Here is a 22,545-nt window from a genome sequence, read left to right as displayed (position 1 = left end):
CCCTTAACCGCCATTCGATCATTTATACTCAAAATGAGTATAAAGATTTGAAAAATAAAGGCGGTTAAACCGTGGCGCGAATCTTTATTCTCATTACAGTTTCATGACAAGAAATTATTTTGCTCAAAGTGAGTAAAATTAATCATCAACTTATTCGGACAGCGCAAAACCCAATCACCAGAAATTTTGAAAACACAGTAAAATCAATCAATAAGACAAGCGGATGAAGCATTCTCACTCAAACCTCTTTCAAGCGTAAAAAAAATATTGTAATCACTATTACACAATAAATTTACCGGCATCTCCGCTGAAAGAACGCACAGCATGTCCACTCGCTCGCAAGACTATCGAAGCCCTTCCATGCCCTGGCTGATCATTATCGCCGGTTGTCTCATCACCTTTCTGACCTTTGGCCCACGCTCGGCCATGGGCTTTTTCCAGTTGCCGATCATCGGTGACAAGGGCTGGGATCGCAGCACCTATGGTCTGGCTATGGCATTGCAGAACCTGTTCTGGGGTGCCGGTCAACCGATCTTTGGCATGATCGCCGATAAATACGGTTCATGGCGCGTGTTGCTGATGTCCGGTATTTTCTATGCTTCCGGCCTGTTATTAATGGCACATGCGGATGCCCCGATTGCCCTGCATATCGGCGGCGGTGTGCTGGTCGGCCTTGGTGTTGCCGCCGGTTCTTACGGGATTATTCTCTCGGCCTTTGCCCGCCACGTCAGCGCACAACAGCGCAGTTTGGTCTTCGGTCTTGGCACCGCTGCCGGTTCTGCGGGTATGTTCGCTTTTGCACCGATTTCGCTCGGGCTGATTGAGCGTTTTGGCTGGTCGGATGCGCTGGTCTGGCTTGGCGTTGCCATGTTGCTGGTGCCTCTGCTGGCCATCCCGCTGCGCGGTAATGCCTCCAATGCACGGATGCCGGACACAAATGCCAAGCAGACTGTTTCCGAAGCGCTCAAAGAAGCATTGAGCCACAAAAGCTATCTGTTTCTGACAGCCGGTTTCTTTGTCTGCGGCTTTCAGGTGGCTTTCATCACCACCCATTTTCCGGCCTATATTTCCGATATCGGCGTGGATAAACATTATGCAGTCTGGGGGCTGGCGCTGATTGGTTTTTTCAACATTATCGGATCACTTGGCGCAGGTTTCCTTGGGCAGACCCATTCCAAGCCGAAAATGCTGGCGCTGATCTATCTGCTGCGCTCAATACTCGTCGCCGGTTTTATTCTATTACCACAATCCGGCACCAGTGTTCTGATCTTCTCTGCTATTATGGGCCTGCTCTGGCTCTCGACCGTACCGCCGACCAATGGTCTTGTCGCCACCATGTTCGGCACACGCCATCTTGGTCTGCTGGGCGGCATGGTGTTCTTCTCGCACCAGATCGGCTCATTCATCGGCGTCTGGCTCGGTGGCACGCTCTACCAGCTTTATAACAGCTATGATGCTGTATGGTGGCTGAGCATTATTCTCGGATTGTTTGCGGCTCTTATCCATCTGCCAATCCGTGAAACAGCAGTACAGCGTCCTGTACTCGCGGCAGCCTGATTAAGCTGCCCGATTTAAAGCAGAAATAAAGCCGGAGCGCGACTCCGGCTGTTGCTGCCCGCGCGGCTCCCATACATGACGGGTGAAGAAAAAGCCGGTCAGTTTAAATGCCGTGCAAATATCCGGAACAGTCTCGGCTCTGACACGGGAATTGCAAACAAATTCCGGCATCGCCAGCAACCGGTCTGCCCAAGGTGCTCCGGCATCGCGGGACACGGCGCGTCCGCTTTTCGGCGAGACATAAATCAGATCAGTGGTGCCGCCGGTTGCAGCACAACTTTTGAGATCAAGACCGAAGCCCAGTTCTTCCAGCAACATCAGTTCAAAACGCAACAGCAACTCACCGGCAGCAACCGGCGTGTCACAATGCTCCAGCAAAAGCTGCAATGTCTCATAGAGATTTTCGTGCGGGTCACGCTCGGGCAGCAACCGCAAATGCGCTGCGGCCAGCTGGATAGCGAACAGCGCTACAGGCAGATCAATCAGCCGCGCTGCGGAAAAGCTCAGAGGCTCGATCTGGTAAGAACCAAGATGTTCATCGAGCCGCGCCCACCAATGTAGTGAAACATGATTGCCGACCTGCAGCATCGGCTGCATACGCTTGGAGCGGCCGCCGCGCACCACACCCATATGGCGGCCATGGGCGCGGGTCATCACCTCCACAATGGCACTGCTTTCGCCGTGCCGTCTTGTGCCGAGAATGATGCCCTCGTCGCGCCACTCCATAATCAGTTAACCTCAGGAATTCGGGAATTCCAGACCCATTTCACGGTAACGCTCAGGATCATTGCCCCAGTTATCGCGCACTTTCACGAACAGAAACAGATGAACCGGCTGCTCGAGAATAGCAGACATTTCCTTGCGGGATGCCTGACCGATTGCCTTAATCGTCTCGCCTTTATGGCCGAGAACAATCTTCTTCTGGCTGTCGCGCTCGACATAGACCACCTGTTCGATACGTACCGAACCGTCTTTGCGCTCTTCCCACTTTTCGGTTTCTACCGTTGAGGAATAAGGCAGTTCTTCATGCAAGCGCAGATAGAGTTTCTCACGGGTCACTTCCGCAGCAAGCTGACGCATCGGCATATCGGAAATCTGATCTTCCGGATAATACCAAGGGCCGTAAGGCATTTGGGCAACCAGATATTTCAGCAGATCTTTACAGCCCGAACCATTCAGCGCCGAAATCATGAAAGTGCTTTCAAATTTCACTTTCTCATTGGCGGCCTGTGCCAGTTCCAGCAGCTTTGGCGGGTCAACACGATCGACCTTATTGAGGATCAGAATCTTTTTCTGATGCGTATTTTCAACACTGGCCAGCAAAGCCTCAGCGGACTCATTCAGGCCACCCTGTGCATCAAGCAGGATCAGCACCAGATCAGCATCACGGGCACCGCCCCAAGCGGTTGTGACCATAGCGCGGTCAAGACGGCGCTTCGGCTTAAAGATACCCGGTGTGTCAACCAGCACGATCTGTGTCTGATCTTCAGTGATAATGCCACGCACCAGAGCACGGGTGGTCTGCACCTTATGGGTCACAATCGACACTTTAGTGCCGACTAAACGGTTCACCAAAGTGGATTTCCCCGCATTCGGCGCACCAATCAGCGTCACGAAACCCGAACGGGTCTGTGCTTCTGCTGTGGTTGTGCTTTCACCCTGCGGATGGTTGATTTCAGTCATTTTTATCTCTTTTAAGCCAAGCGCTGTATCGGAAATGCTCTGAAGAACCTGCGCAGGTTTAACGAGCTTTAGCTAGATCATTTTCGATTCATTTTAAAATATTAAAAATGATCTAGCTCTTTATTTTACCGCACATCTTATTCCGAAAACCGGTTTCCACTTTTCGGGATGTGCTTAAGTTTAGCACAAATACGGGAATTTTTATAAGATCAGTTATTTCTGCCAGACGCCTTGGCGGTGCAGCAGATTTTCAGCGGCATCCTGCTCGGCAATACGCTTGGAACGTCCTGTTCCGGTTGCAGGTTGAAAACCGGAAATTGCCACTTCCACCACAAAGACAGGCTCGTGGTCAGGGCCAGTGCGGCTGACAATGCGGTAAACAGGTTGCAATTTGCCTTGCTGCTTGCCCTGCTGATGCGCCCATTCCTGCAACTCAGTTTTAGCATCACGGCGCGCTGCATCGCTCACTCTGGAGCGCGGCTCCCAGTATTTCAGCACAAAACCGCGTGCAGCTTCCAAACCACCATCGAGATAGATAGTCGCAATCAGTGCTTCAATCACATCGGCACGCACATTCAGAAGGCGCTTGTCATTGAGGCTTTTGATGTCGGAACCGGTTTCGATCAGATCACCCAGACCGATTTCATCAGCAACGGACGCACAGCCTTCAGCACTGACCAGCGCATTCAGACGCACGGACAATTCACCTTCCGGCGCATCGGGAAATGCAGCAAACAGCATTTCCGCAATAATCAGTCCGAGAACGCGGTCACCGAGAAATTCCAGACGCTCATAATTGGAGCCTGATTGCGGCCGCGCACTGGAATGTGTCAATGCGCGCTCAAGGCGCGCATGATCGACAAAGCTATGACCGGTTTTTTCTTCCAGTATTTTTATACGCTGGCGATCAGAAACCATTATCAGGCTCCTGACCGGCAGCTTTATTGTTGTTTAATTTCGTCAAAACACACATCAGTTATTTGTCGTTACAACGGATTTAGGATTTTCCGTTGCTCCGACCCAGTTCAGCAAGCGGTCGAACCGCAGATTGGTTGGCCAGCGCCACAGTTCCAGCGGGCTGTATTTTCCGGAAATGGAGAAGAAGATCACATTGGCGCGGCCAACAAGATTTTCATAAGGCACATAGCCTACAGAATAGCGGCTATCCAGCGAGTTATCGCGATTGTCACCCATCATGAAATAATGACCGGCAGGCACCTCGAATACACGCGTATTGTCGCCCATAGCATTCGGATTCACGTCCAGCGTTTCGTAAGAAATGCCATTCGGCAATGTCTCGCGATAGACTTCAATCGGACGGTTTTCATCAGTCACGTCAGGATTGGCAATCTCGCCAACCTTCTCACGCTGTACGGCCACATCATTGATATAAACAACACTGTCGCGCACCTGAATCTTATCACCCGGCAAACCGATTACGCGTTTGATATAGTCAATATTGGTATCGCTTGGCAGCTTGAATACAACAACATCACCGCGCTTCGGCTCAGCACCCCAGATGCGGCCTTCAAACAGATCCGGTGACAGCGGCAGGGAATATTTCGAATAGCCATAGGCATATTTGGAAACGAACAGATAATCACCTTCCAGAAGCGTCGGACGCATCGATCCGGACGGAATGCTGAATGGCTGAAACAGCAAGGTACGGATCACAAGTGCCAGCAGCAAAGCCTGCACAATAATACTGACGAGTTCACCAACACCGCCGGACTTTTTCACTTCATTCTTGTTAGACAAGCTGGGTTTTCTCCGCTTCTGCGCGTTTATTGTGCGACTCTTAACCTCTACAAAGCCATGAAGCAATCATGAACTCGCAACTCAAAGGACTGCGCCCCGCCTGCGTTGCATAAAACCCGCATCCTATGCCGGTTTTTTAGTAAAAAAGCCCATACCGGCTCTTGATATTTTCGTTTGCGATTCACGACTGAAATGCCGACAGCTTTGAGCCTGAAAATTGTTCAAATTATTGCATTTGCCGGCTCTTTCGCTCTGGTTATCACCAAACAGACATGATGTATTCTTTGGCGTAATGTTCATAAATCAGCGCCCGAATGCTGTTACAAAACGACGATCGGACGCTGCATAAAACGCAGGGGAATAAACATAATCATGTCTCAGCCAGTGGAAATCCGTCTCTTCACAGCACAGGATAAAGCAGCATGGCTGCCTTTATGGAAAGCCTATCAGGATTTTTATAAGACCAGCATTGCCGACAACATCACCGATTTAAGCTGGCAGAGATTGCTGGATGCGAATGAACCTATGAATGGTGCGCTGGCAATTATTGACGGTAAAATTACTGGTTTTGTACATTATATCCGCCACCGCTCCACATGGTCGACAGGCGGTTACTGCTATTTGCAGGATCTCTACGTTAATCCGGATGTTCGCGGTAAAGGCCTTGGCCGTGCACTGATTGAGCATGTTTATAAAGCTGCAGCGGAAGCAGACTGCTCACGCGTCTACTGGCTGACCCATGAGTCCAATACGGATGCGATGGCGCTCTATGACCGCGTTGCCAATAAATCCGGCTTTATTCAATATCGCAAAATGCTGTGACGTGCGAAAGCGCCCGTATCTATCAAGCGGGCGCTATTTTTAAGCCGGTACGGCTTCAATAATCACAAAGGCCTGTGCCATCGGATATTCATCCGTAATGCTCAGATGCACAACAGGCTTCATGCCTTCCGGCATCATAGATTGCAGGCGAACTTCGGCGCCATTGGTGAGGTGCATCGTCGGCTTGCCGGAGGGGAGGTTAATCACTTCCATATCCCGCCAAAAAACACCGTGAGACAGACCGGTACCCAGAGCTTTGGAACAGGCTTCCTTGGCGGCAAAACGCTTGGCATAGGTATCAGCCTGACGCTTACGGCTTGCAGCCTTGGCACGTTCGCGCTCCGTAAACACCCGCTCCGTAAAGCGACTGCCGTGGCGCTCAAGTGTTTTTTCAATGCGGCGGATATCAATCAGATCACTGCCGATACCAATAATCATCGGGAAGCGCCCTGCTCTGCCAGATTTTTCTTTAATGAAATACGCTGCAGACGCTTATGACGATAGCTGATCGTTGCCCAGCGCGTTGCCACATAAACAGCCAGCGCACAGCCAAGACCAAGCACCAGCGAACCGAACAGCATCGGCTTCAAAATCGGCTGCCACAGTTCAGCAAAACTCATCTGCTTGAAAATTTCACTTTCCAGAATACGGATCAGCGGTAATGCCTGTGTCTGACCATTTTCATCAACGATCATCCGGCCGACTTCATAGGTGCCGCCCCAGATAAACGGAATTGTCAGCGGATTTGCCAGTGCCGTACCGATCGCAGCGGCAGCAATATTACCGGCAATGAGGTAAGCGAGAACAATCGCAAGAATGAGATGGAAACCGAAGAACGGGGTAAAAGCCGCAAAAACACCGACAGCCAGACCAGCAGCAACCGCATGCGGGCTGGCAGTAATACGGGTGATCCGCTTACCCATATAGCGCATTGAGCGCGAGAAAGAACGGCGCGGCCAGATCATTGTGCGAAGGCGCTCCCTGTAACTCAAGGGTTCTCTGCGTCTGAACAACATGACTTTCTGCCACCATCCTTAACTAAATCTGAGTATATCTGCATTGATGCGCAGACATAACTGCTTCGCTTCATAGGCGGGAAACTCCCGTGAAGCTATCTCAATTATACGAGAATTAAGACTTTTTTAACAGTTCAAATAGTTATCGCATGAGGAAAGCACAGCAGCAATGCGGCAAGAGGTAGTATGCCGCCTGAATAATGCGTCTTGAGACGGGGTTATATGTCCCGCGAAAATGTAGTTTTTTCCAATAATATCAGGCAGGTTTACATATAATTTGCACTGCTTTTGAATACAAAAAAGCATCGCACTGATCCGCCGCGCCCCCGTGGCAGATCAGGCGATGCCTCTTGCAGGCAAAATCCGCGCTGAAGCTTACCCCTTCAGCCTGCAGTCTCTGCCCTCTCCGCATCTGCCCGCGCCCCCGCGGCTAATGCGAAGCTCTTTCCATGGCCAAAATCAGATGACCATGCTGAAACCCGGCCGGTTTTATATGGCCATACTAAAACTATGTGCACATTCCTTACGGAACTCATCAAATACTGCTGCGACGAGCCTCACCAGCGAATGATGTTCCGGTGCCATCACAATCACTGAACCCTGCACTGTGACGATACCATCGGCAGCCAGAGGACGCAGCAATGCCAGTTCATCAGAAAAATTCACACCTGCTGCGACATCATTCAGATCGACACGGAAATCACACATCAGCTTTTCAATGATCTGCGCCCGCAAGCGGTCAGAATCGTTAAATGCATAGCCACGCGTTACCGGTGCCCGTTCTGACAACACCGCAGCTTTATACTGGCCGATATCGGCAATATTCTGCGTGTAGCCTTCGCGGAACTGCGAGATAGACGATGCACCGAAACCGAGCAGTGTCGGGCAGTCATCATCCGTGTAGCCCTGAAAATTGCGGCGCAATTGTCCGGCCTTTGCGGCCACAGCCAATGCATCAGACGGCAGGGCATAATGATCAATGCCGACCGGCTCGTAGCCCATGGCCATAAATGTCTCACCGACGATCTGCGCCTGCTCAAAACGGGCATCAGCATCGGGCAACAGACTGGTATCAATCAGCCGCTGATTGGCACGGCGCGCAGGCAGATGCGCATAACCGTAACAGGCAATACGGCTCGGACGGAATGCCGCCACACGTTTGCAAGTCTCACGTAATGTAGCGACCGTTTGCAAAGGCAGGCCGTAGATCAGATCAAAGTTCAGGCTGGTTATGCCAACCTGCCACAGCGAATTGACCGCAGATTCGACCTGTTCAATCGGCTGCACACGGCCAATGGCCTGCTGCACATCCGCATTGAGATCCTGCACGCCAAGGCTGGCACGGTTGACACCAACCTGCGCCAGATCACGGCACAGTTTCTTGTCAACTTTGCGCGGATCAAGCTCGATGGCATGTTCCATATCATCCGCAAAATCGAACTGCTCACGCAGCACCTGCGTGATACGGGCAATGCCCTCACCACCCAAAATGCTTGGTGTGCCACCACCCCAATGCAGATGCACGGCTTTCGGGCGTTCAGTCAGATATTGCCCCGCTTGGCGAATTTCGCGAATTAATATATCGGCATAGGCCTCAATTACGGTATCACGCCGCGCGATCTTGGCGTGACAGCCGCAATAGTGGCAAAGGTCACGGCAATAAGGCACGTGAAGATAGAGAGAAACCGGTTCCCCCTGTCTCAAACGCCGTAACCACGCCTCATACTGATCTTTCCCGACTGCCGGAGAGAAATCCGCAGCAGTCGGATAAGATGTATAGCGGGGTACGGCAAGAGAAGCATAATGTCTTGCCGCAATCTCCGTCATACTTTTTGTCCTTTACCGGCAACAGCTGCCTGTTCGTTCAGTTTCATTTCCGGCGCAACCGGCATTTTCTTCATTTTCGGCGTAACCGGCATGTTTTTCATTTCCGGCGCAAGCGCCGGGGCGCGCACCAGCACGTCATTGCGCAATTCAAACCACATGGCATTGAAAATTGCGAAGGAAGAGGCCAGTCCCAATCCAAGGATCCAGGAAAAGTACCACATTTCATTGTTCCTTTTTCTTTACTCTTCAAAGGGTTAGTAAGCATTAGGCGTATTATCGACACTGTCTTTAGTAATCGGGCCGCGCATCACGCTATAGACCCAGCTGGTATAGAGAAGAATGAGCGGCAGAAAGATCACTGTCGCGATGAGCATGATGAACAGGGTCAGATGGCTGGACGATGCGTCCCACACTGTCAGGCTTGCATTTGGCATGACCGAGCTTGGCAGCAGGAACGGAAACAGTGACACGCCCGCTGTGCTGATGATCCCGAAAATACCGGCACTGCTGCACAAGAAAGCCAGCGTACCTTTGCGGCAATGCAGAGCAATAAAGCTCAGAGCCATACCGGCAAAGCCGAGCACAGGCGCAATCAGCATCCAGCTATGTTTGGTGTAGTTTTCCAACCAGACACCGGAACCGGTTGTTACGGTTTTCAGCATCGGATTGGACGGCCCCGCAACATCCTGCACGGAAGTGACGACATAACCATTGATACCAAAGGCCAGCCACACACCGGCAAGCGCAAACAGAACCACGCTGAACAGCGCTGCGATTTTGCCGAAGCTGCGGGCACGCTCACCAACCACCCCTGGAACACGGGCAACAATCACTGTTGCACCATGAGCTACCAGCATGGTCAGGCTGACCAGACCGCATAGCAGTGCAAAAGGTGTCAGCAGGCCGAAGAAATTGCCGTCATAATAAATGCGCATCGCATTATCGAAACGGAACGGCACACCGAGCAGAACGTTACCAACAGCCACACCGAAGATCAGCGCCGGTACGAAACCACCGATAAACAGAGCCCAGTCCCATGTGGAACGCCATGCGGTATTTTCCACCTTGCTGCGGAATTTGAAACCAACCGGACGCAGGATCAGCGCCAGCAAAATAGCAATCATCGCCAGATAAAAGCCGGAGAACGACACCGCATAAAGTGCAGGCCATGCGGCGAAAATCGCACCGCCGCCGAGGATCAGCCAAACTTGATTGCCCTCCCATGTCGGGCCGATCAGATTGACCAGCATACGGCGCTCTTCATCGGTTTTAGCCGCGAAAGGCAGCAGAGTGCCCACGCCAAGATCAAAACCGTCCATGATCGCGAAACCGATCAGCAGAACACCGAGCAGCAACCACCAGATCAGGCGCATTGTTTCATAATCTAAAGGAATATTGGTCATTATCTTGCTCCTTTCGCCTGATTAACCGTTGTTCTGCATATTCAGGATGGCCGCATCCTGTGCCATATCGACATCAGGGCGTACCGGTTCTTTTGGTCCGGCTTTAACGGTACGAACCATCAGCCAGATCATGATGCATAACAAAGTGGTGTAGACGGTCAGGAAGAAACCAAGACTGATGACCAGATCAGTCATAGTGAGATTAGAAGCCGCATAGAATGTCGGCAGCACGCCCTCAATCGCCCAAGGTTGGCGGCCATATTCCGCAACAATCCAGCCAGCTTCAATCGCAATCCACGGCAAAGGCAGTGAGAACACAGCGATTTTAAGCAGCGCACGATTGGTATGCTCATTAATGCGATGTCTGCTCGCCAGAACAAAGGCAATTGCAAAAAAGGCGATGAAATAGAAGCCCAGCGCCACCATGACACGGAACGACCAGAACAAAGTGCCGACACTCGGGATTGTATCTTCCGCAGCCTTGCGGATTTCCTCAGGTGTGGCGTTCTGAATATCATCGCGATAGCGCTTCAGCAGCAGGCCATAGCCGAGATCATGCCAGTTGGCCTTAAAAGCTTCACGGGCTTCAACATCATTCGGGTTTGCACGGATACGATCCAGCTCAACAGAAGCCTTGATACCACTCTCAATACGCTTTTCAGCCATATCCACCAGATCATGGATGCCCGGCAATTCTGTTGTCAGACTGCGGGTAGTGATGAGGCCGAGAACATAAGGGATATGCACTTCGTAGCTGTTTTTGCCGTCGCCCGGAATGGCGAACAGGTTAAAACCGGCCGGTGCAGGTTCTGTTTCCCACATGGCTTCCATCGCAGCGATTTTCATCTTCTGCTGTTCGGTGGCCACATAGCCGCTTTCGTCACCCAGCACGACGACCGAGAGAGCAGCAGCCAGACCGAAAGAAGCGGCAACGGTCACAGAACGCTTTGCAAGTTCTACATGCTTACCGCGCAGCAGATAGATACTGCTGATTGCGATGATGAACATGGCACCCGTTACATAACCGGCACTCACCGTGTGCACGAATTTTGCCTGTGCAACCGGATTGAACAGCACAGCCATAAAATCTGTGACTTCCATACGCATTGTATCAGGATTGAAAACCGCGCCGACCGGATTTTGCATCCAGCCATTGGCAATCAGAATCCACAATGCGGAGAAATTGGCGCCAAGCGCCATCAGCCATGTGACTGCCAGATGTGCCACGCGCGACAGACGCGCCCAGCCGAAAAAGAACAGGCCTATAAATGTGGCTTCAAGGAAGAACGCCATCAGGCCTTCAATAGCCAGCGGCGCACCAAAAATATCGCCGACATAATGGCTGTAATAGCTCCAGTTCATACCGAACTGAAATTCCATCACGATCCCTGTGGCGACGCCCATGGCAAAATTGATGCCAAACAAAACACCCCAGAACATGGTCATGCGACGCCAGATGTCGCGACCGGTCATGACGTAAACGCTCTCCATAATCGCCATCAATAATGAGAGGCCGAGCGTCAGGGGGACAAAAATAAAATGATACATCGCCGTTGCAGCGAACTGCAATCGCGACAGATCAACGACAGTAAAGTCAATCATACTTCCAGCCTTTTATCATTCGGATAACCGCCGCTCCGTAACGGGAAAGCAGCTTGCCGGATCCGTTTTCTGCAAACGGATCGTCCTCCCTTATCGCTTGTGTAACAAAGGTGTGAAAAAGCGCATTGATCTGGATCAATGGCTGTAAAACAAAAAAGGGCGGGGAAATGCCCCGCCCTTTGCTTAAAATTTGTCAGTGCCTATTACTTCAGCGACAGCCATTGGGTGGCGTGGACATTGTTCAGATTATCGTGCCAGCCTTCCAGCTGATCTGAAACCAACGCCCGTGACGCATAGGTAAAAAGCGGAATGACAACCTGCTCCTGAAGCAACAGGCGCTCAGCATCGGCCAGCATCACCGCACGCGCTCTGAGGTCGGTTGTCACCGAGGCCTTATCCAGCAAAGCGTCATAGGTTTTATTGAACCATTTTCCATAATTGAAACTACTGTCACTTTTATAGAGAAACAAAAAGCTTTGCGGATCGCTGTAATCCCCGATCCAGCCATCCCTTGCCAGATCGAATTTTCCGCCTTCGCGCAGATAATTGAAATAGGTCGTGCCTTCCATTTCATTCAGCTTTGCCTTGATGCCGATATTTTTCAGCATATCCGCAATGGCAGCCATGACATTTTTATGGTTCTCGGATGTATTATAAAGCAGCTCAACCGTCAGACTGTCCGGCTTGATACCTGCCTCCTTCAGAAGTTCTTTCGCTTTGTCTTCACGGTCGAGAATATCCTGATTGGCATAATCCTGACGCACCCCGCCGCTGATATAATTATCAATTTCCGACGGCACTAAAGAATAGGATGGCAGCATCGTTCCGCGCCAGACTTCTCTGGCCATAAAATCGCGGTCGATCACCATCGAAATAGCGCGGCGCACACGGGCATCTTTCAGCGGGCTGCCGTCTTCCCCCTTTATATCGAGAAAATAGCTACCCAATTGCGGGGCAATGCGCAGCTGACTGCCAAATCTCTTGCGTACATAATCCATCTGCTCGGCAGGCACATCGGCACAGACCTGCACCTCTTTTGCTTCAAACCGGCGCATACAACTGGAGCGGTCTTCAAAAGGCAGCCAGTTCACCACATCAATTTTGACCTTATCCGCATCATAATAATAGGGATTTTTCTTCATGATGATTTTGTCATTCGGCACAAAACTGGCCAGTTGATAGGCACCATTGCTCACCAGATTTCCGGGAGCGGTAAATTTTTCGCCGTATTTTTCAACGCTTTTGCGATGTAAAGGCAGTGCCGTGTGATGTGCCATCAATTGCAGAAAATAGGGCGTCGGCGCTTTCAGTGTGAACTTCACCGTATAATCATCCGGTGCTTCCACGCCCAATTGCTCAGGCGGCAACTGTCCGCGGGAGATTGCTTCGGCATTTTTGATCGGAAACAGCACATTGGCATAGGGTGCGGCTGTTAGCGGGTTCATAATACGGCGGAAAGAATAGACAAAATCCTGCGCGGTAACCGGATCACCATTCGACCATTTTGCATTATCGCGCAGATGGAAAATATAGCCCACGCCATCCGGTGACATTTCCCATGATTGTGCAACACCGGCGATGATTGCGCCTTTGGCATCTTCCATCACCAGCCCCTGATAAAGATCAGCGAGAAGCGCCGCCTCATCGACCGTTGATGTCAGCTGCTGATTGAGCGAGGACGGATCGCCATTATTGCCACGATTTAAAATGATTTCGGCATTCGCAGATGTACTGAACACAGAGATCAGCAGACCAGAAATCAATAATGACTGGCGCATATAGCCCCTCCTCAATCAATAAAATAAAGACATGAATAAAAATCCCGTGCCGATATTACGCAAGCGCGGGTTCAGGAAAATCCCAATAAAATGCAAAAAGCTGCGTCTGCCTTAGGGGGCAAACGCAGGACACATTCTTAAAATTATCAGAGATCAGCTTTTAAATTCAGTACCGGCAACGGCTGAAAGCGAACGATGCGAAAGAATGCTCACCGTATTGGCATCCGGCAGATGAATCAGACCCTGAGTGCGCAATTTTGTGAAGCAACGGCTGACAGTTTCAATGGTCAGGCCGAGATAATCTGCAATATCCGTGCGGTTCATCGACAAATGTACCGGATTGTCCGGATGGCCGACACGTTTCGCCTGTGCTGAGAGCACCAGCAGGAAAGAGGCCAGTTTCTCAACAGGTGCAAGACGCCCGAGCACCAGCTGATTATCCCGCGACTGGCGCAAAGCCTCACGCGTCATCACATAGAGCCGGTCTTTCAATGCCGGATGCTGATCCATCAGCTCGTCCATCTCATTTACGGAAAAGCAGCATAATGTGGATGGCACAACAGCTTCTGCCGTCTGGGAATAAGTCCCGTCATCAGCGAGACCGAGATAATCGCCCGGATAGAGGAAGCCGGAAATCTGACGACGGCCGTCCGGCAGCAATGTAAACAAACGCAGCAGACCGGAAGTTAGGCTGAAAACTTTCAGCTTCGGTGCGCCCTCTTCCACCAGCATTTCACCGGTTTCAAGCTTGCGTGAAGACATGATTGCCTCCAGCGCATGCAGCGCATCATCCTGCAAAGCGGCACAGATCGCCATTTTACGCACTTCACAATCAACGCAGGCTCCGCACGGGTCACGGTGACGCTGGCTATGCATTGTCTGAGCTGTAAGAACTGAAACCACGATGATGCCTTGTTTTTACACTTGTCGTTATCAGAAAACCGGTGCCCGCTTTTCCGCGACACGCTCTAACTCTTTGTTTTAACGCGTATCTTATCCGAAAACCGCTTCGCACTTTTCGGGACACGCTCTGGTTTTTTAATTCGTCGTATTATCGCGGACGCTAAATGCTCTGGCACCCCGACGGGTTTTATGTGCAACAATAATTTAATGAGGCAAGCCGATAGCTGTTCATGCCACGAAGACTATGTTCCTCATGGCATGAATGTTCGCAAATTTCCATATCCCGCTCCGCCCTGCGTCAAAAAACGCTTTGAAAATCAGCAGAGCGTCATGGTTCAGCTCAGATATTACGGCTTCCCGGCTTGATGGCAGGCAGCGCTGCCAGTTCCGGCGGCAGATTATCCTTATCATAGGACGGCACTTCATATTCAGCCAGTGCGATCAGCTTGGTGCCGACATCGGCTTTACCTGCCGAGCGGTCAACGATACAGGCAGCAGCCACAACTTCCGCCTTCAAATCGCGCAGCGTGTCAATTGTCTCGCGGATAGACAGACCGGTGGTCACAATATCTTCCACGATCACAACGCGGGAGCCTTCCGGCAGTTCAAAACGGCGCAGTTTGAAAACACCATTTTCACGCTCGACCCAGATCGACGGCACGCCGAGATGGCGCGAGGTTTCATAAGACGGGATCAGACCGCCGATTGCAGGGCCGACCACATAGTCAATCGGACCGAGATCAGCGGCTTTGATCTTTTCAGCCAGCGCTTTGCACAGTTTTTCCGTCTTGTCGGCATGCATGAACACCCGCGCTTTTTGCAGGAAAACAGGGCTGCGGCGACCGGAAGTCAGAATAAAATGCCCTTCAAGAATGGCACCTGCCTCACGAAACACGCCCAGCACATCTTCAGTATTCATAGCAGCCTCTTATCCGTTAACGCGCTGTGCATCGCTCACACAGGCGCTTTCTTTTAATTGCGTAATAATGCGGTTGAGATGTTTGAGATCCCAAACCTCAAGATCCATAATCATTTCTGTAAAATCAGGCGCGGTGCGCACCATGGAAAGATTGTGGATATTCGTATCATTGACCGAAATAACCTGTGCAATCTCTGCCAGTGAGCCCGGTGAATTAATGGCGGAGACGGAGATACGGGCAGGAAAACGCTCATGCATTTCGCCGTCAATATCCCAGCGCACATCAATCCAGCGCTCCGGCTGGTCATCATAGGCGGTGAGTGCAGAAGACTGGATCGGATAGATCGTGATGCCGACACCCGGCTGCAAAATCCCGACAATACGATCGCCCGGAACAGCGCCTTCCGGTGCAAAACGCACCGGCAAATCCGAATTCGCACCGCGGATCGGCACAGCATGATTTTGCGCTGCCGCCTGCTTCTGCACATCCTCAGTGCTACCACCCTCCGGTACCTTAAAGATCATACCGGCAGCATTTTGCAGGTTAAACCAGCCCTTCTCGCCGGTTTTCGCAGGACTTCCCGTTGTCACTCGTGTGTCCTGATAATCCGGATAAACCGCTTTCAGCACATCTCCGGAAGCCAGCTCGCCGCGACCAACCGCTGCAAATACATCTTCAATATCTTTGCGTGCCAGCCGTGCCAGTGCAGGCTTGAGCAAATCCTTGCTGAACGGCTTGTTACCGCGCTCGAATGCCCGTTCCAGAATACGCATACCCAGACCGGAATATTGCTTGCGCACGGCAGCGCGCGTTGCACGACGGATTGCCGAGCGCGCTTTACCGGTAACCACAATGGATTCCCATGCCGCAGGCGGAACCTGCGATTTGGAGCGGATAATATCCACCTCGTCGCCGTTTTTCAGCTCGGTCATCAGTGGCATCATGCGGCCATTGATCTTCACGCCAACGGTGGAGTCGCCAATATCCGTATGCACCGCATAGGCAAAATCAATCGGCGTTGCACCGCGCGGCAGCGCAATCAGGCGACCTTTCGGCGTGAAGCAGAAGACCTGATCCTGAAACAGTTCCAGCTTGGTATGTTCGAGAAATTCTTCCGGATTATCACCTTCAGACAGCGCCTCAATCGTACGACGCAGCCATGCATAGGCGTTGGATTCCGTGGAAATCGCGGTTGGCACCGTATTGCTGCGGCCGTCTTTATAGATCGAATGGGCTGCCACACCATATTCCGCCACATCATCCATTGCGCGGGTGCGGATTTGCAGCTCTACGCGCTGACGGGACGGCCCGATAATTGTGGTGTGGATTGAACGGTAATCATTCTGCTTCGGCGTTGAAATATAATCTTTGAAACGCCCCGGCACCATCGACCATGTGCGGTGAATAATCCCCAGCGCCTTGTAACAATCATCAACATTATCAACGATAACGCGGAAACCGAAAATATCGGACAGCTGCTCGAAAGACAGGCCTTTAGTTTCCATTTTACGGAAAACCGACCACGGCTTTTTCTGCCGGCTGGAAACATCAGAATGCAGGCCTTTTTCGGCAAACAATGTCGCCAGATCTGTCTCAATCTTGCTGAGCAGACCACGGTTTTTTTCCATCAGTTCCGCAAGGCGGTCAGTCACCGCACGCCATGCTTCCGGATTGATATAGCGGAAGGCCAGTTCTTCCAGCTCTTCGCGCATATCCTGCATACCCATGCGACCGGCCAGCGGCGCATAAATATCCATGGTTTCTTCAGCAATACGCAAACGTTTGTCTTCGCGCATCACACCAAGGGTGCGCATATTGTGCAGACGGTCGGCCAGTTTCACCAGCAACACGCGCACATCGTCGGAAATCGCCAGCAGAAGTTTGCGCAGATTTTCCGCCTGCACTGCTTTTTTGGAAACCAGATCGAGTTTTTTAAGCTTGGTCAGACCTTCAACCAGCTTGCCGATTTCAGGGCCGAAAAGCTGGTCAATCTCAGCGCGGGTCGCGTCAGTATCTTCAATTGTGTCATGCAGCAGCGCAATGGCAATGGTTGCCTCATCAAGACGCATATCTGTGAGGATTGCCGCAACTTCCAGCGGATGGGAAAAATAAGGATCGCCGGACGCACGTTTCTGACTGCCATGTTTCTGCATCGCATAAACATAAGCCTTATTCAGCAGCGCCTCATTCACATCAGGCTTATAGTGCTGCACCCGCTCAACCAGCTCATATTGGCGCATCATCAGCCTGCACTCCTCTTACCCGCGCATCAAACAAATCATACATAACGACACCGGCGTCACGACTCCGGAATTTACTGTAAAACGCAACCGGCACAAAGCACTACAGGTTTTAAAGCATATAATAATCCGGCATCTACCGGCATTTTTCATGCGGCATTTTAACGGCCAGAGCATAATTTCTTAAACTTGAAGCAGTCTAAGTTAAAATTATGCTCTTAATTTTAAGTGTTAGAGCGACCATTGTGCGCCCAATGGGGCGCACGGCGCTCTAGCCCAAGGAGCCGCCTGATGCGCACAAAATAAAGCGCCGCAGAATAATCTGCAGCGCTTTAATAATCCGGTCTTTACTGACACCGGCAGTCTGAAAACAATGCCGGATATCTGTTGAAACAGCTTAAAGCGCCTCAACAAAAATCAGTAATCGTCGCTCTTTTCCGGTGCAACCAGACCTTCGATACCAGCAAGCAGATCTTCTTCGCTCATGCTGTCGAATGTCACGATGTCTTCTGCGCCGACAACAACTTCGCCGCCCAGCTCGTCCAGAGCGCCGCTGATCTGCAATGGTGCCGGTGCTTCCGGTTCGTCAATTTCCACATGCTTCTGCAGCGAGTGGATCAGGTCTTCTTTCAGATCGCCCGGTGACAGGGTCTCGTCAGCGATTTCACGCAACGCAACAACCGGGTTTTTATCGTTGTCGCGATCAATGGTAATCTGACCGCCCTGAGAGATCTGACGTGCACGATGGCTGGCAAGCAGAACCAGCTCAAAGCGGTTGTCTACCTTGTCAACGCAATCCTCAACGGTAACGCGGGCCATAGATCGCCCCTTTCATATCTCAAAATTAATTCAGGAATTCTCGATTTCCATAACGCCACTTGACACAAAAAACAAGCAAAAGCGCACATAGAGCGGTTTTGATTTTCCATATCTGTGCGCAAACACAGCTCTCATAGCCTTGAGACTTCATTTTTCCGTCACAAAACCCCACAGAATCGCTCCCGATCTTTTAAAATCCACGCTGTTCTGCGGGCTTTGAAAAACCTGCAATAAAGTCCTCTAAATCGTTTATACTCTTGCTCCCAAATGAATAGATTTCATTTATATGATATTTGTGATATCTTAATCACACATTTTCCCTGTCTTTTCCAAATACGGCAATAAAAACAACCTGTGATTGCTTGCCTTTCTGTAGATGCGCCTTAGAACGCAAACTAGGAGAGGCTTTTTTCAAAACTAAAAATTGAAAAGTGCGGACAATTAATCAGCAAAATATTATTTGCTGAAGAATGGATAATTATCAAAATGTTTGATTCACGCGAAAAAATCGCGCTTTTTATCGATGGCGCCAATCTTTACGCTGCATCCAAGACACTTGGCTTTGATATTGATTACCGCAAATTGTTGAAAGCTTTTCAGAAGCGCGGTTACTTGCTGCGTGCTTATTACTATACTGCACTTGTTGAAGATCAGGAATATTCATCCATCCGCCCCCTGATCGACTGGCTTGATTATAATGGCTACAAGGTCATTACCAAAGCTGCCAAAGAATTTACTGATGCAACCGGCCGCCGCAAGGTAAAAGGCAATATGGATATCGAACTTGCTGTCGATGCCATGCAACTGACTGAAACCGTCGATCATTTTGTAATCTTCTCCGGCGACGGCGATTTCCGCTGCCTCGTGGAAGCATTGCAGCGTCGCGGCCGCAAGGTGAGCGTTGTTTCGACACTCACTACACAGCCGCCAATGATTTCCGATGAGCTGCGCCGTCAGGCAGACCATTTCCTTGATCTGGTGACCCTGAAGTCTGAAATCAGCCGCGAAGCCTCTGAGCGTCCGGCTCGCCGTTTTGAAGAGGAAGAAGAGCTGTACTAAGCTCTTCTGACTTGTTTTGCAGTATCCGGAACCATCCCGCGATTGCGCTTTCTGCCCCCGCCTTCACGACTTTATTCAAGTCTGGCGGGGCAATGAACCCTCATGGCATAATGCTCCGGTTCCTGCATTTTTGCCGACAGATCCGCAGAACAGTGCAACAGCGGTTTGCACCACCACCCTGCCCGCTTTTACCGAACGGGCACGCCTGCTGATTATCGGCCTTGCACCGGGCTTACGCGGCGCCAACCGCACCGGCCGCCCCTTTACCGGCGATTATGCCGGTGACCTGCTCTATTCCACTTTGAAAGATTATGGCTTCGCTCAGGGCAATTTCGAAGCGCGCCCTGATGATACATTGACGCTCAATGATTGCGCTATCGTCAATGCTGTTCGCTGCGTGCCGCCGGAGAACAAACCGACCGGTGCCGAGATCAATACCTGCCGCCAGTTTTTATCGCCGTTCATTACCGGTCTGCCTAACTTGCAGGCGATTGTCACGCTTGGCACCATAGCCCATCAATCGACAATCCGCGCCCTTGGCCAACCGGTCTCAAAACATAAATTCGGCCATGGCGTACAAACTGATATCGGTCAATTGCGCATTTTCTCCAGCTACCACTGCTCGCGCTACAACACGAATACCGGTGTTCTCACGGAAGCCATGTTCCGTAATGTATTCAGCAATGTGCGCGATTATCTGAACGATAATCCCAAGAAGTGAGCTCATAAAAAAAGCCCTGTCTGAGACAGGGCTTTAATATTTCGGGTATTACCCGCGATCACGGAGCAATCGTGATTTTTCACGATTCCAGTCACGGTTCTTTTCCGTCTCGCGCTTGTCGTGCAGTTTCTTACCGCGTGCCAGAGCGATTTCGAGCTTCGCACGGCCACGCTCGTTGAAATAGAGCTTCAACGGCACAACTGTCATCCCGTCGCGGGCGATGGAATTGGCCAGACGCACAATCTCTCTCTCGCTGAGCAGTAATTTGCGCAACCGCCGCGGATCATGATTGAAACGATTGCCTTGCGTATATTCAGGAATATAGGAATTAATCAGCCAGAACGCATCATTCTCATAGCTGGCATAGCTTTCAGCGATATTTGCCTGATTGGAGCGCAAAGATTTAACCTCGGTTCCCGAGAGAACCAGGCCCGCTTCAATCACTTCAAGTATCTCGAAATTATAACGCGCTTTGCGGTTATCTGCGATGACTTTGCGTGCAGGTGCATTTTTTTTCGTATTCATGGCAGCAATATATATCTGATCCGCAACTTTACTAGAGCATTTCACAGTCAAGTTGGATGAACTTGACGACCGTGATAATGCGACCACTTTAGAATCCAGAGCTTTTCCGGCTTAAACTGCAACAAGCTGAATATAAAAAAGCCTGCCGGTTCAATACTCATGTACCGGCAGGCGATAGATGATTTGCAGCAAAATAAACAGCGTAAACTGTTCAACTATGCCGGTTACGCAAAATTACTGATTGAGCAGACCTGCATGACGCAGCGCTGCATCGATTTTCTCTGCGGTTTCAGCCTCAACAGGCATCAAAGGCAGGCGCAGATGATTGGTAATGCGTCCGGTACGTGCCAGCGCATATTTAACACCTGAAGGGTTCGGCTCCATAAACAACGCTTTATGCAGCGGCATCAAACGATCCTGAATTGTCAGTGCTGTTGCATAATCACCGGCCAGACAGGCTTCCTGAAACTGCGCGCAAAGACGCGGTGCAATATTGGATGTTACGGAAATACAGCCGCGACCGCCATGAGCGTTGAAACCCAGAGCCGTGGCATCTTCGCCGGACAGCTGAATGAAGTCTGTACCGCAAGTTGCGCGCTGTTCGGAAACACGTTCAATTTTGCCGGTTGCATCTTTCACGCCAACAATATTTTTGTGGTCGCGCACAAGAGCGCCCATTGTTTCCGGTGTCATATCAATGATCGAGCGTCCCGGAATATTATAGATCACCAGCGGAATTGAAATCGCCTTGGCAACAGCGGAAAAATGCGCATAAAGCCCGCGCTGATTTGGCTTATTATAATAAGGTGTCACAACCAGAACAGCATCAGCACCAGCACCTTGCGCATGCTGGGCAAGCTCAATGGCTTCAACAGTATTATTAGAACCGGCACCGGCTATAATCTGCGCACGGCCTTTCGCTTCTTCAACGCAAACCTCGATTACCCGTTTATGCTCATCATGGGACAGTGTCGGAGTTTCGCCAGTTGTACCAACCGGTACAAAGCCATGCGTCCCCTCCTCGATCTGCCAGTTTACAAGGCCACGGAACGCTTTTTCGTCAAAACCACCCTGCTCTGTAAAAGGTGTGACGATAGCCGTGATTGAGCCCTTAAGCATCGGGTACTCCCAAAAGTTTGCCTGTGTTTTAATATGAATTACATATCAGCGAAAAATCGACCGATAATGCAGTTTATTACGCCGGATTTGCAATCCCGGAATAGTATGCTCTAATTTTAAAGTGTTAGAGCGGGTTTTGTGCACCCGATCGGGCACACGCGCTCTAATATTGAAGATCAGGTGACGCAGAGGAAAATCCGGACTGATAATATCAGCCCCGCATCTCCGGCAATTTCAAATTTTGCAAAATCAAAAAAGCCCTGCGCTGCCTGTATGCAATTTCAAACCGCATATATGATGGTTTCTAATATACAGCCCATAAGAATGTTATTATATTCACTACAAATGCCATAGAACGACCATCCATACAGGCCTCGCAGCCGCGTACAGAATGATGGCACCACCACCTGTTCGTGAAAAGTGCTGCACCATAGTCCTGCAAAACTGCTGCATCAAGCAAATTTACGCATATTCATAGGCATTTCATCGCTATGATAAAAATAAACGCGCATTTCGTCAGTCCGACGAAATGTTTTATACATAGTGATGAAAACCTGTCAGCAAGTGATTTGCAATTCATCCCCGTTCTTCTGAGAAACAACAGTCAATACCGGCAAAATTGGGGCGCAAATCACGATGAATTTATTATTAAAAACGATATCAACCCGTCTTTCAGGTAAGGCTTCATTAACATTGCCTTCACAGGTCTAACCTATAATTGGAAGCACAGAAGACCGGCAGCATTTAACAGCATATTCAGAACCCCTGACCACTGAGAGCGACATTTCTATAA

General features: G+C 50.6%; 21 protein-coding genes. 4 read left to right on the top strand and 17 right to left on the bottom strand.

Features of this window, described 5'->3' with window-relative positions:
- Positions 1–324: 324 nt before the first annotated feature.
- Complete coding sequence (locus K1X45_RS15315; RefSeq protein ID WP_220159358.1) at positions 325–1,557, top strand: MFS transporter; 1,233 nt, start codon at positions 325–327, stop codon at positions 1,555–1,557.
- On the opposite strand, the gene recO is transcribed toward K1X45_RS15315, so the two are convergent.
- The 4 genes from recO to lepB form a co-directional block, all read right to left on the bottom strand.
- Positions 1,558–2,283 (bottom strand): DNA repair protein RecO, encoded by a 726-nt coding sequence (gene recO / locus K1X45_RS15310; protein ID WP_075654596.1) that lies wholly within the window; start codon positions 2,281–2,283, stop codon positions 1,558–1,560.
- Between the two features lie 12 nt (positions 2,284–2,295).
- Complete coding sequence (gene era, locus K1X45_RS15305; RefSeq protein WP_220159357.1) at positions 2,296–3,240, bottom strand: GTPase Era; 945 nt, start codon at positions 3,238–3,240, stop codon at positions 2,296–2,298.
- A gap of 213 nt (positions 3,241–3,453) precedes the next feature.
- Complete coding sequence (gene rnc, locus K1X45_RS15300) at positions 3,454–4,158, bottom strand: ribonuclease III (protein ID WP_022711973.1); 705 nt, start codon at positions 4,156–4,158, stop codon at positions 3,454–3,456.
- 54 nt (positions 4,159–4,212) lie between these two features.
- The gene (gene lepB / locus K1X45_RS15295) at positions 4,213–4,998 is read right to left on the bottom strand and encodes a signal peptidase I (protein WP_022711972.1); all 786 of its coding nucleotides are present in this window, start codon (positions 4,996–4,998) and stop codon (positions 4,213–4,215) included.
- Positions 4,999–5,370: 372 nt separating this feature from the next.
- On the opposite strand from lepB, the gene K1X45_RS15290 reads away from it, so the two are divergent.
- Positions 5,371–5,820 (top strand): GNAT family N-acetyltransferase, encoded by a 450-nt coding sequence (locus K1X45_RS15290; RefSeq protein ID WP_220159356.1) that lies wholly within the window; start codon positions 5,371–5,373, stop codon positions 5,818–5,820.
- 39 nt (positions 5,821–5,859) lie between these two features.
- On the opposite strand, the gene acpS is transcribed toward K1X45_RS15290, so the two are convergent.
- From acpS to rpoZ, 11 genes are all read right to left on the bottom strand, one after another.
- Positions 5,860–6,258 (bottom strand): holo-ACP synthase, encoded by a 399-nt coding sequence (gene acpS / locus K1X45_RS15285; protein WP_075654593.1) that lies wholly within the window; start codon positions 6,256–6,258, stop codon positions 5,860–5,862.
- Positions 6,255–6,836, bottom strand: a complete 582-nt coding sequence (locus K1X45_RS15280; RefSeq protein WP_220159355.1) for a DUF2062 domain-containing protein — start codon at positions 6,834–6,836, stop codon at positions 6,255–6,257. Before K1X45_RS15280 ends, acpS begins: the two co-directional genes overlap by 4 nt.
- Before the next feature lie 489 nt (positions 6,837–7,325).
- The gene (hemN, locus tag K1X45_RS15275) at positions 7,326–8,663 is read right to left on the bottom strand and encodes an oxygen-independent coproporphyrinogen III oxidase (protein ID WP_220159354.1); all 1,338 of its coding nucleotides are present in this window, start codon (positions 8,661–8,663) and stop codon (positions 7,326–7,328) included.
- Positions 8,660–8,884: a cytochrome bd-I oxidase subunit CydX gene (gene cydX, locus K1X45_RS16090; protein WP_220159353.1), complete on the bottom strand. Its 225-nt coding sequence runs from the start codon at positions 8,882–8,884 to the stop codon at positions 8,660–8,662. The genes hemN and cydX overlap by 4 nt, the downstream gene beginning before the upstream one ends.
- A 33-nt stretch (positions 8,885–8,917) precedes the next feature.
- Entirely contained in the window at positions 8,918–10,066 is a 1,149-nt protein-coding gene (cydB, locus tag K1X45_RS15265; protein ID WP_370627048.1) for a cytochrome d ubiquinol oxidase subunit II, read from the bottom strand.
- A gap of 21 nt (positions 10,067–10,087) precedes the next feature.
- Entirely contained in the window at positions 10,088–11,668 is a 1,581-nt protein-coding gene (locus tag K1X45_RS15260) for a cytochrome ubiquinol oxidase subunit I (protein WP_220159352.1), read from the bottom strand.
- A gap of 203 nt (positions 11,669–11,871) precedes the next feature.
- Positions 11,872–13,446 carry a peptide ABC transporter substrate-binding protein gene (locus K1X45_RS15255; RefSeq protein ID WP_220159351.1) on the bottom strand — a complete coding sequence of 525 codons (1,575 nt, stop codon included), beginning with the start codon at positions 13,444–13,446 and terminating at the stop codon, positions 11,872–11,874.
- Positions 13,447–13,599: 153 nt separating this feature from the next.
- On the bottom strand, positions 13,600–14,322 hold the full coding sequence (locus K1X45_RS15250) for a helix-turn-helix domain-containing protein (RefSeq protein ID WP_028233878.1): 723 nt from the start codon (positions 14,320–14,322) through the stop codon (positions 13,600–13,602).
- Between the two features lie 367 nt (positions 14,323–14,689).
- Positions 14,690–15,268, bottom strand: coding sequence for an orotate phosphoribosyltransferase (pyrE, locus tag K1X45_RS15245; protein WP_022711962.1), 579 nt, complete (start codon positions 15,266–15,268; stop codon positions 14,690–14,692).
- A 9-nt stretch (positions 15,269–15,277) separates the two neighbouring features.
- Positions 15,278–17,512 (bottom strand): bifunctional (p)ppGpp synthetase/guanosine-3',5'-bis(diphosphate) 3'-pyrophosphohydrolase, encoded by a 2,235-nt coding sequence (locus K1X45_RS15240; RefSeq protein ID WP_022711961.1) that lies wholly within the window; start codon positions 17,510–17,512, stop codon positions 15,278–15,280.
- A gap of 414 nt (positions 17,513–17,926) precedes the next feature.
- Positions 17,927–18,328 (bottom strand): DNA-directed RNA polymerase subunit omega, encoded by a 402-nt coding sequence (gene rpoZ, locus K1X45_RS15235; protein ID WP_022711960.1) that lies wholly within the window; start codon positions 18,326–18,328, stop codon positions 17,927–17,929.
- Positions 18,329–18,814: 486 nt separating this feature from the next.
- Between rpoZ and K1X45_RS15230 the strand changes: the two genes are divergently transcribed.
- Entirely contained in the window at positions 18,815–19,387 is a 573-nt protein-coding gene (locus tag K1X45_RS15230) for an NYN domain-containing protein (protein ID WP_022711959.1), read from the top strand.
- 16 nt (positions 19,388–19,403) lie between these two features.
- Positions 19,404–20,108: a uracil-DNA glycosylase gene (locus K1X45_RS15225; RefSeq protein WP_220159350.1), complete on the top strand. Its 705-nt coding sequence runs from the start codon at positions 19,404–19,406 to the stop codon at positions 20,106–20,108.
- 48 nt (positions 20,109–20,156) lie between these two features.
- On the opposite strand, the gene smpB is transcribed toward K1X45_RS15225, so the two are convergent.
- Positions 20,157–20,633 carry an SsrA-binding protein SmpB gene (gene smpB / locus K1X45_RS15220; protein WP_220159349.1) on the bottom strand — a complete coding sequence of 159 codons (477 nt, stop codon included), beginning with the start codon at positions 20,631–20,633 and terminating at the stop codon, positions 20,157–20,159.
- Between the two features lie 234 nt (positions 20,634–20,867).
- Positions 20,868–21,752 carry a 4-hydroxy-tetrahydrodipicolinate synthase gene (gene dapA / locus K1X45_RS15215; protein WP_220159348.1) on the bottom strand — a complete coding sequence of 295 codons (885 nt, stop codon included), beginning with the start codon at positions 21,750–21,752 and terminating at the stop codon, positions 20,868–20,870.
- Between the last annotated feature and the right edge of the window lie 793 nt (positions 21,753–22,545).

Source organism: Pseudochrobactrum sp. Wa41.01b-1 (assembly GCF_019464455.1).
Lineage (GTDB): Bacteria > Pseudomonadota > Alphaproteobacteria > Rhizobiales > Rhizobiaceae > Pseudochrobactrum > Pseudochrobactrum saccharolyticum.
The sequence above is the reverse complement of the archived record's forward strand: the minus strand, read 5'-3'. Positions and strand labels throughout refer to the sequence as shown.

Coding starts and splice junctions, on each gene's coding strand:
- K1X45_RS15315 (WP_220159358.1), top strand. CDS start 325: ATGTCCACTCGCTCGCAAGACTATCGAAGCCCTTCCATGCCCTGGCTG.
- recO (WP_075654596.1), bottom strand. CDS start 2,283: ATGGAGTGGCGCGACGAGGGCATCATTCTCGGCACAAGACGGCACGGC.
- era (WP_220159357.1), bottom strand. CDS start 3,240: ATGACTGAAATCAACCATCCGCAGGGTGAAAGCACAACCACAGCAGAA.
- rnc (WP_022711973.1), bottom strand. CDS start 4,158: ATGGTTTCTGATCGCCAGCGTATAAAAATACTGGAAGAAAAAACCGGT.
- K1X45_RS15290 (WP_220159356.1), top strand. CDS start 5,371: ATGTCTCAGCCAGTGGAAATCCGTCTCTTCACAGCACAGGATAAAGCA.
- acpS (WP_075654593.1), bottom strand. CDS start 6,258: ATGATTATTGGTATCGGCAGTGATCTGATTGATATCCGCCGCATTGAA.
- K1X45_RS15280 (WP_220159355.1), bottom strand. CDS start 6,836: ATGTTGTTCAGACGCAGAGAACCCTTGAGTTACAGGGAGCGCCTTCGC.
- hemN (WP_220159354.1), bottom strand. CDS start 8,663: ATGACGGAGATTGCGGCAAGACATTATGCTTCTCTTGCCGTACCCCGC.
- cydX (WP_220159353.1), bottom strand. CDS start 8,884: ATGTGGTACTTTTCCTGGATCCTTGGATTGGGACTGGCCTCTTCCTTC.
- cydB (WP_370627048.1), bottom strand. CDS start 10,066: ATGACCAATATTCCTTTAGATTATGAAACAATGCGCCTGATCTGGTGG.
- K1X45_RS15260 (WP_220159352.1), bottom strand. CDS start 11,668: ATGATTGACTTTACTGTCGTTGATCTGTCGCGATTGCAGTTCGCTGCA.
- K1X45_RS15255 (WP_220159351.1), bottom strand. CDS start 13,446: ATGCGCCAGTCATTATTGATTTCTGGTCTGCTGATCTCTGTGTTCAGT.
- K1X45_RS15250 (WP_028233878.1), bottom strand. CDS start 14,322: ATGCATAGCCAGCGTCACCGTGACCCGTGCGGAGCCTGCGTTGATTGT.
- pyrE (WP_022711962.1), bottom strand. CDS start 15,268: ATGAATACTGAAGATGTGCTGGGCGTGTTTCGTGAGGCAGGTGCCATT.
- K1X45_RS15240 (WP_022711961.1), bottom strand. CDS start 17,512: ATGATGCGCCAATATGAGCTGGTTGAGCGGGTGCAGCACTATAAGCCT.
- rpoZ (WP_022711960.1), bottom strand. CDS start 18,328: ATGGCCCGCGTTACCGTTGAGGATTGCGTTGACAAGGTAGACAACCGC.
- K1X45_RS15230 (WP_022711959.1), top strand. CDS start 18,815: ATGTTTGATTCACGCGAAAAAATCGCGCTTTTTATCGATGGCGCCAAT.
- smpB (WP_220159349.1), bottom strand. CDS start 20,633: ATGAATACGAAAAAAAATGCACCTGCACGCAAAGTCATCGCAGATAAC.
- dapA (WP_220159348.1), bottom strand. CDS start 21,752: ATGCTTAAGGGCTCAATCACGGCTATCGTCACACCTTTTACAGAGCAG.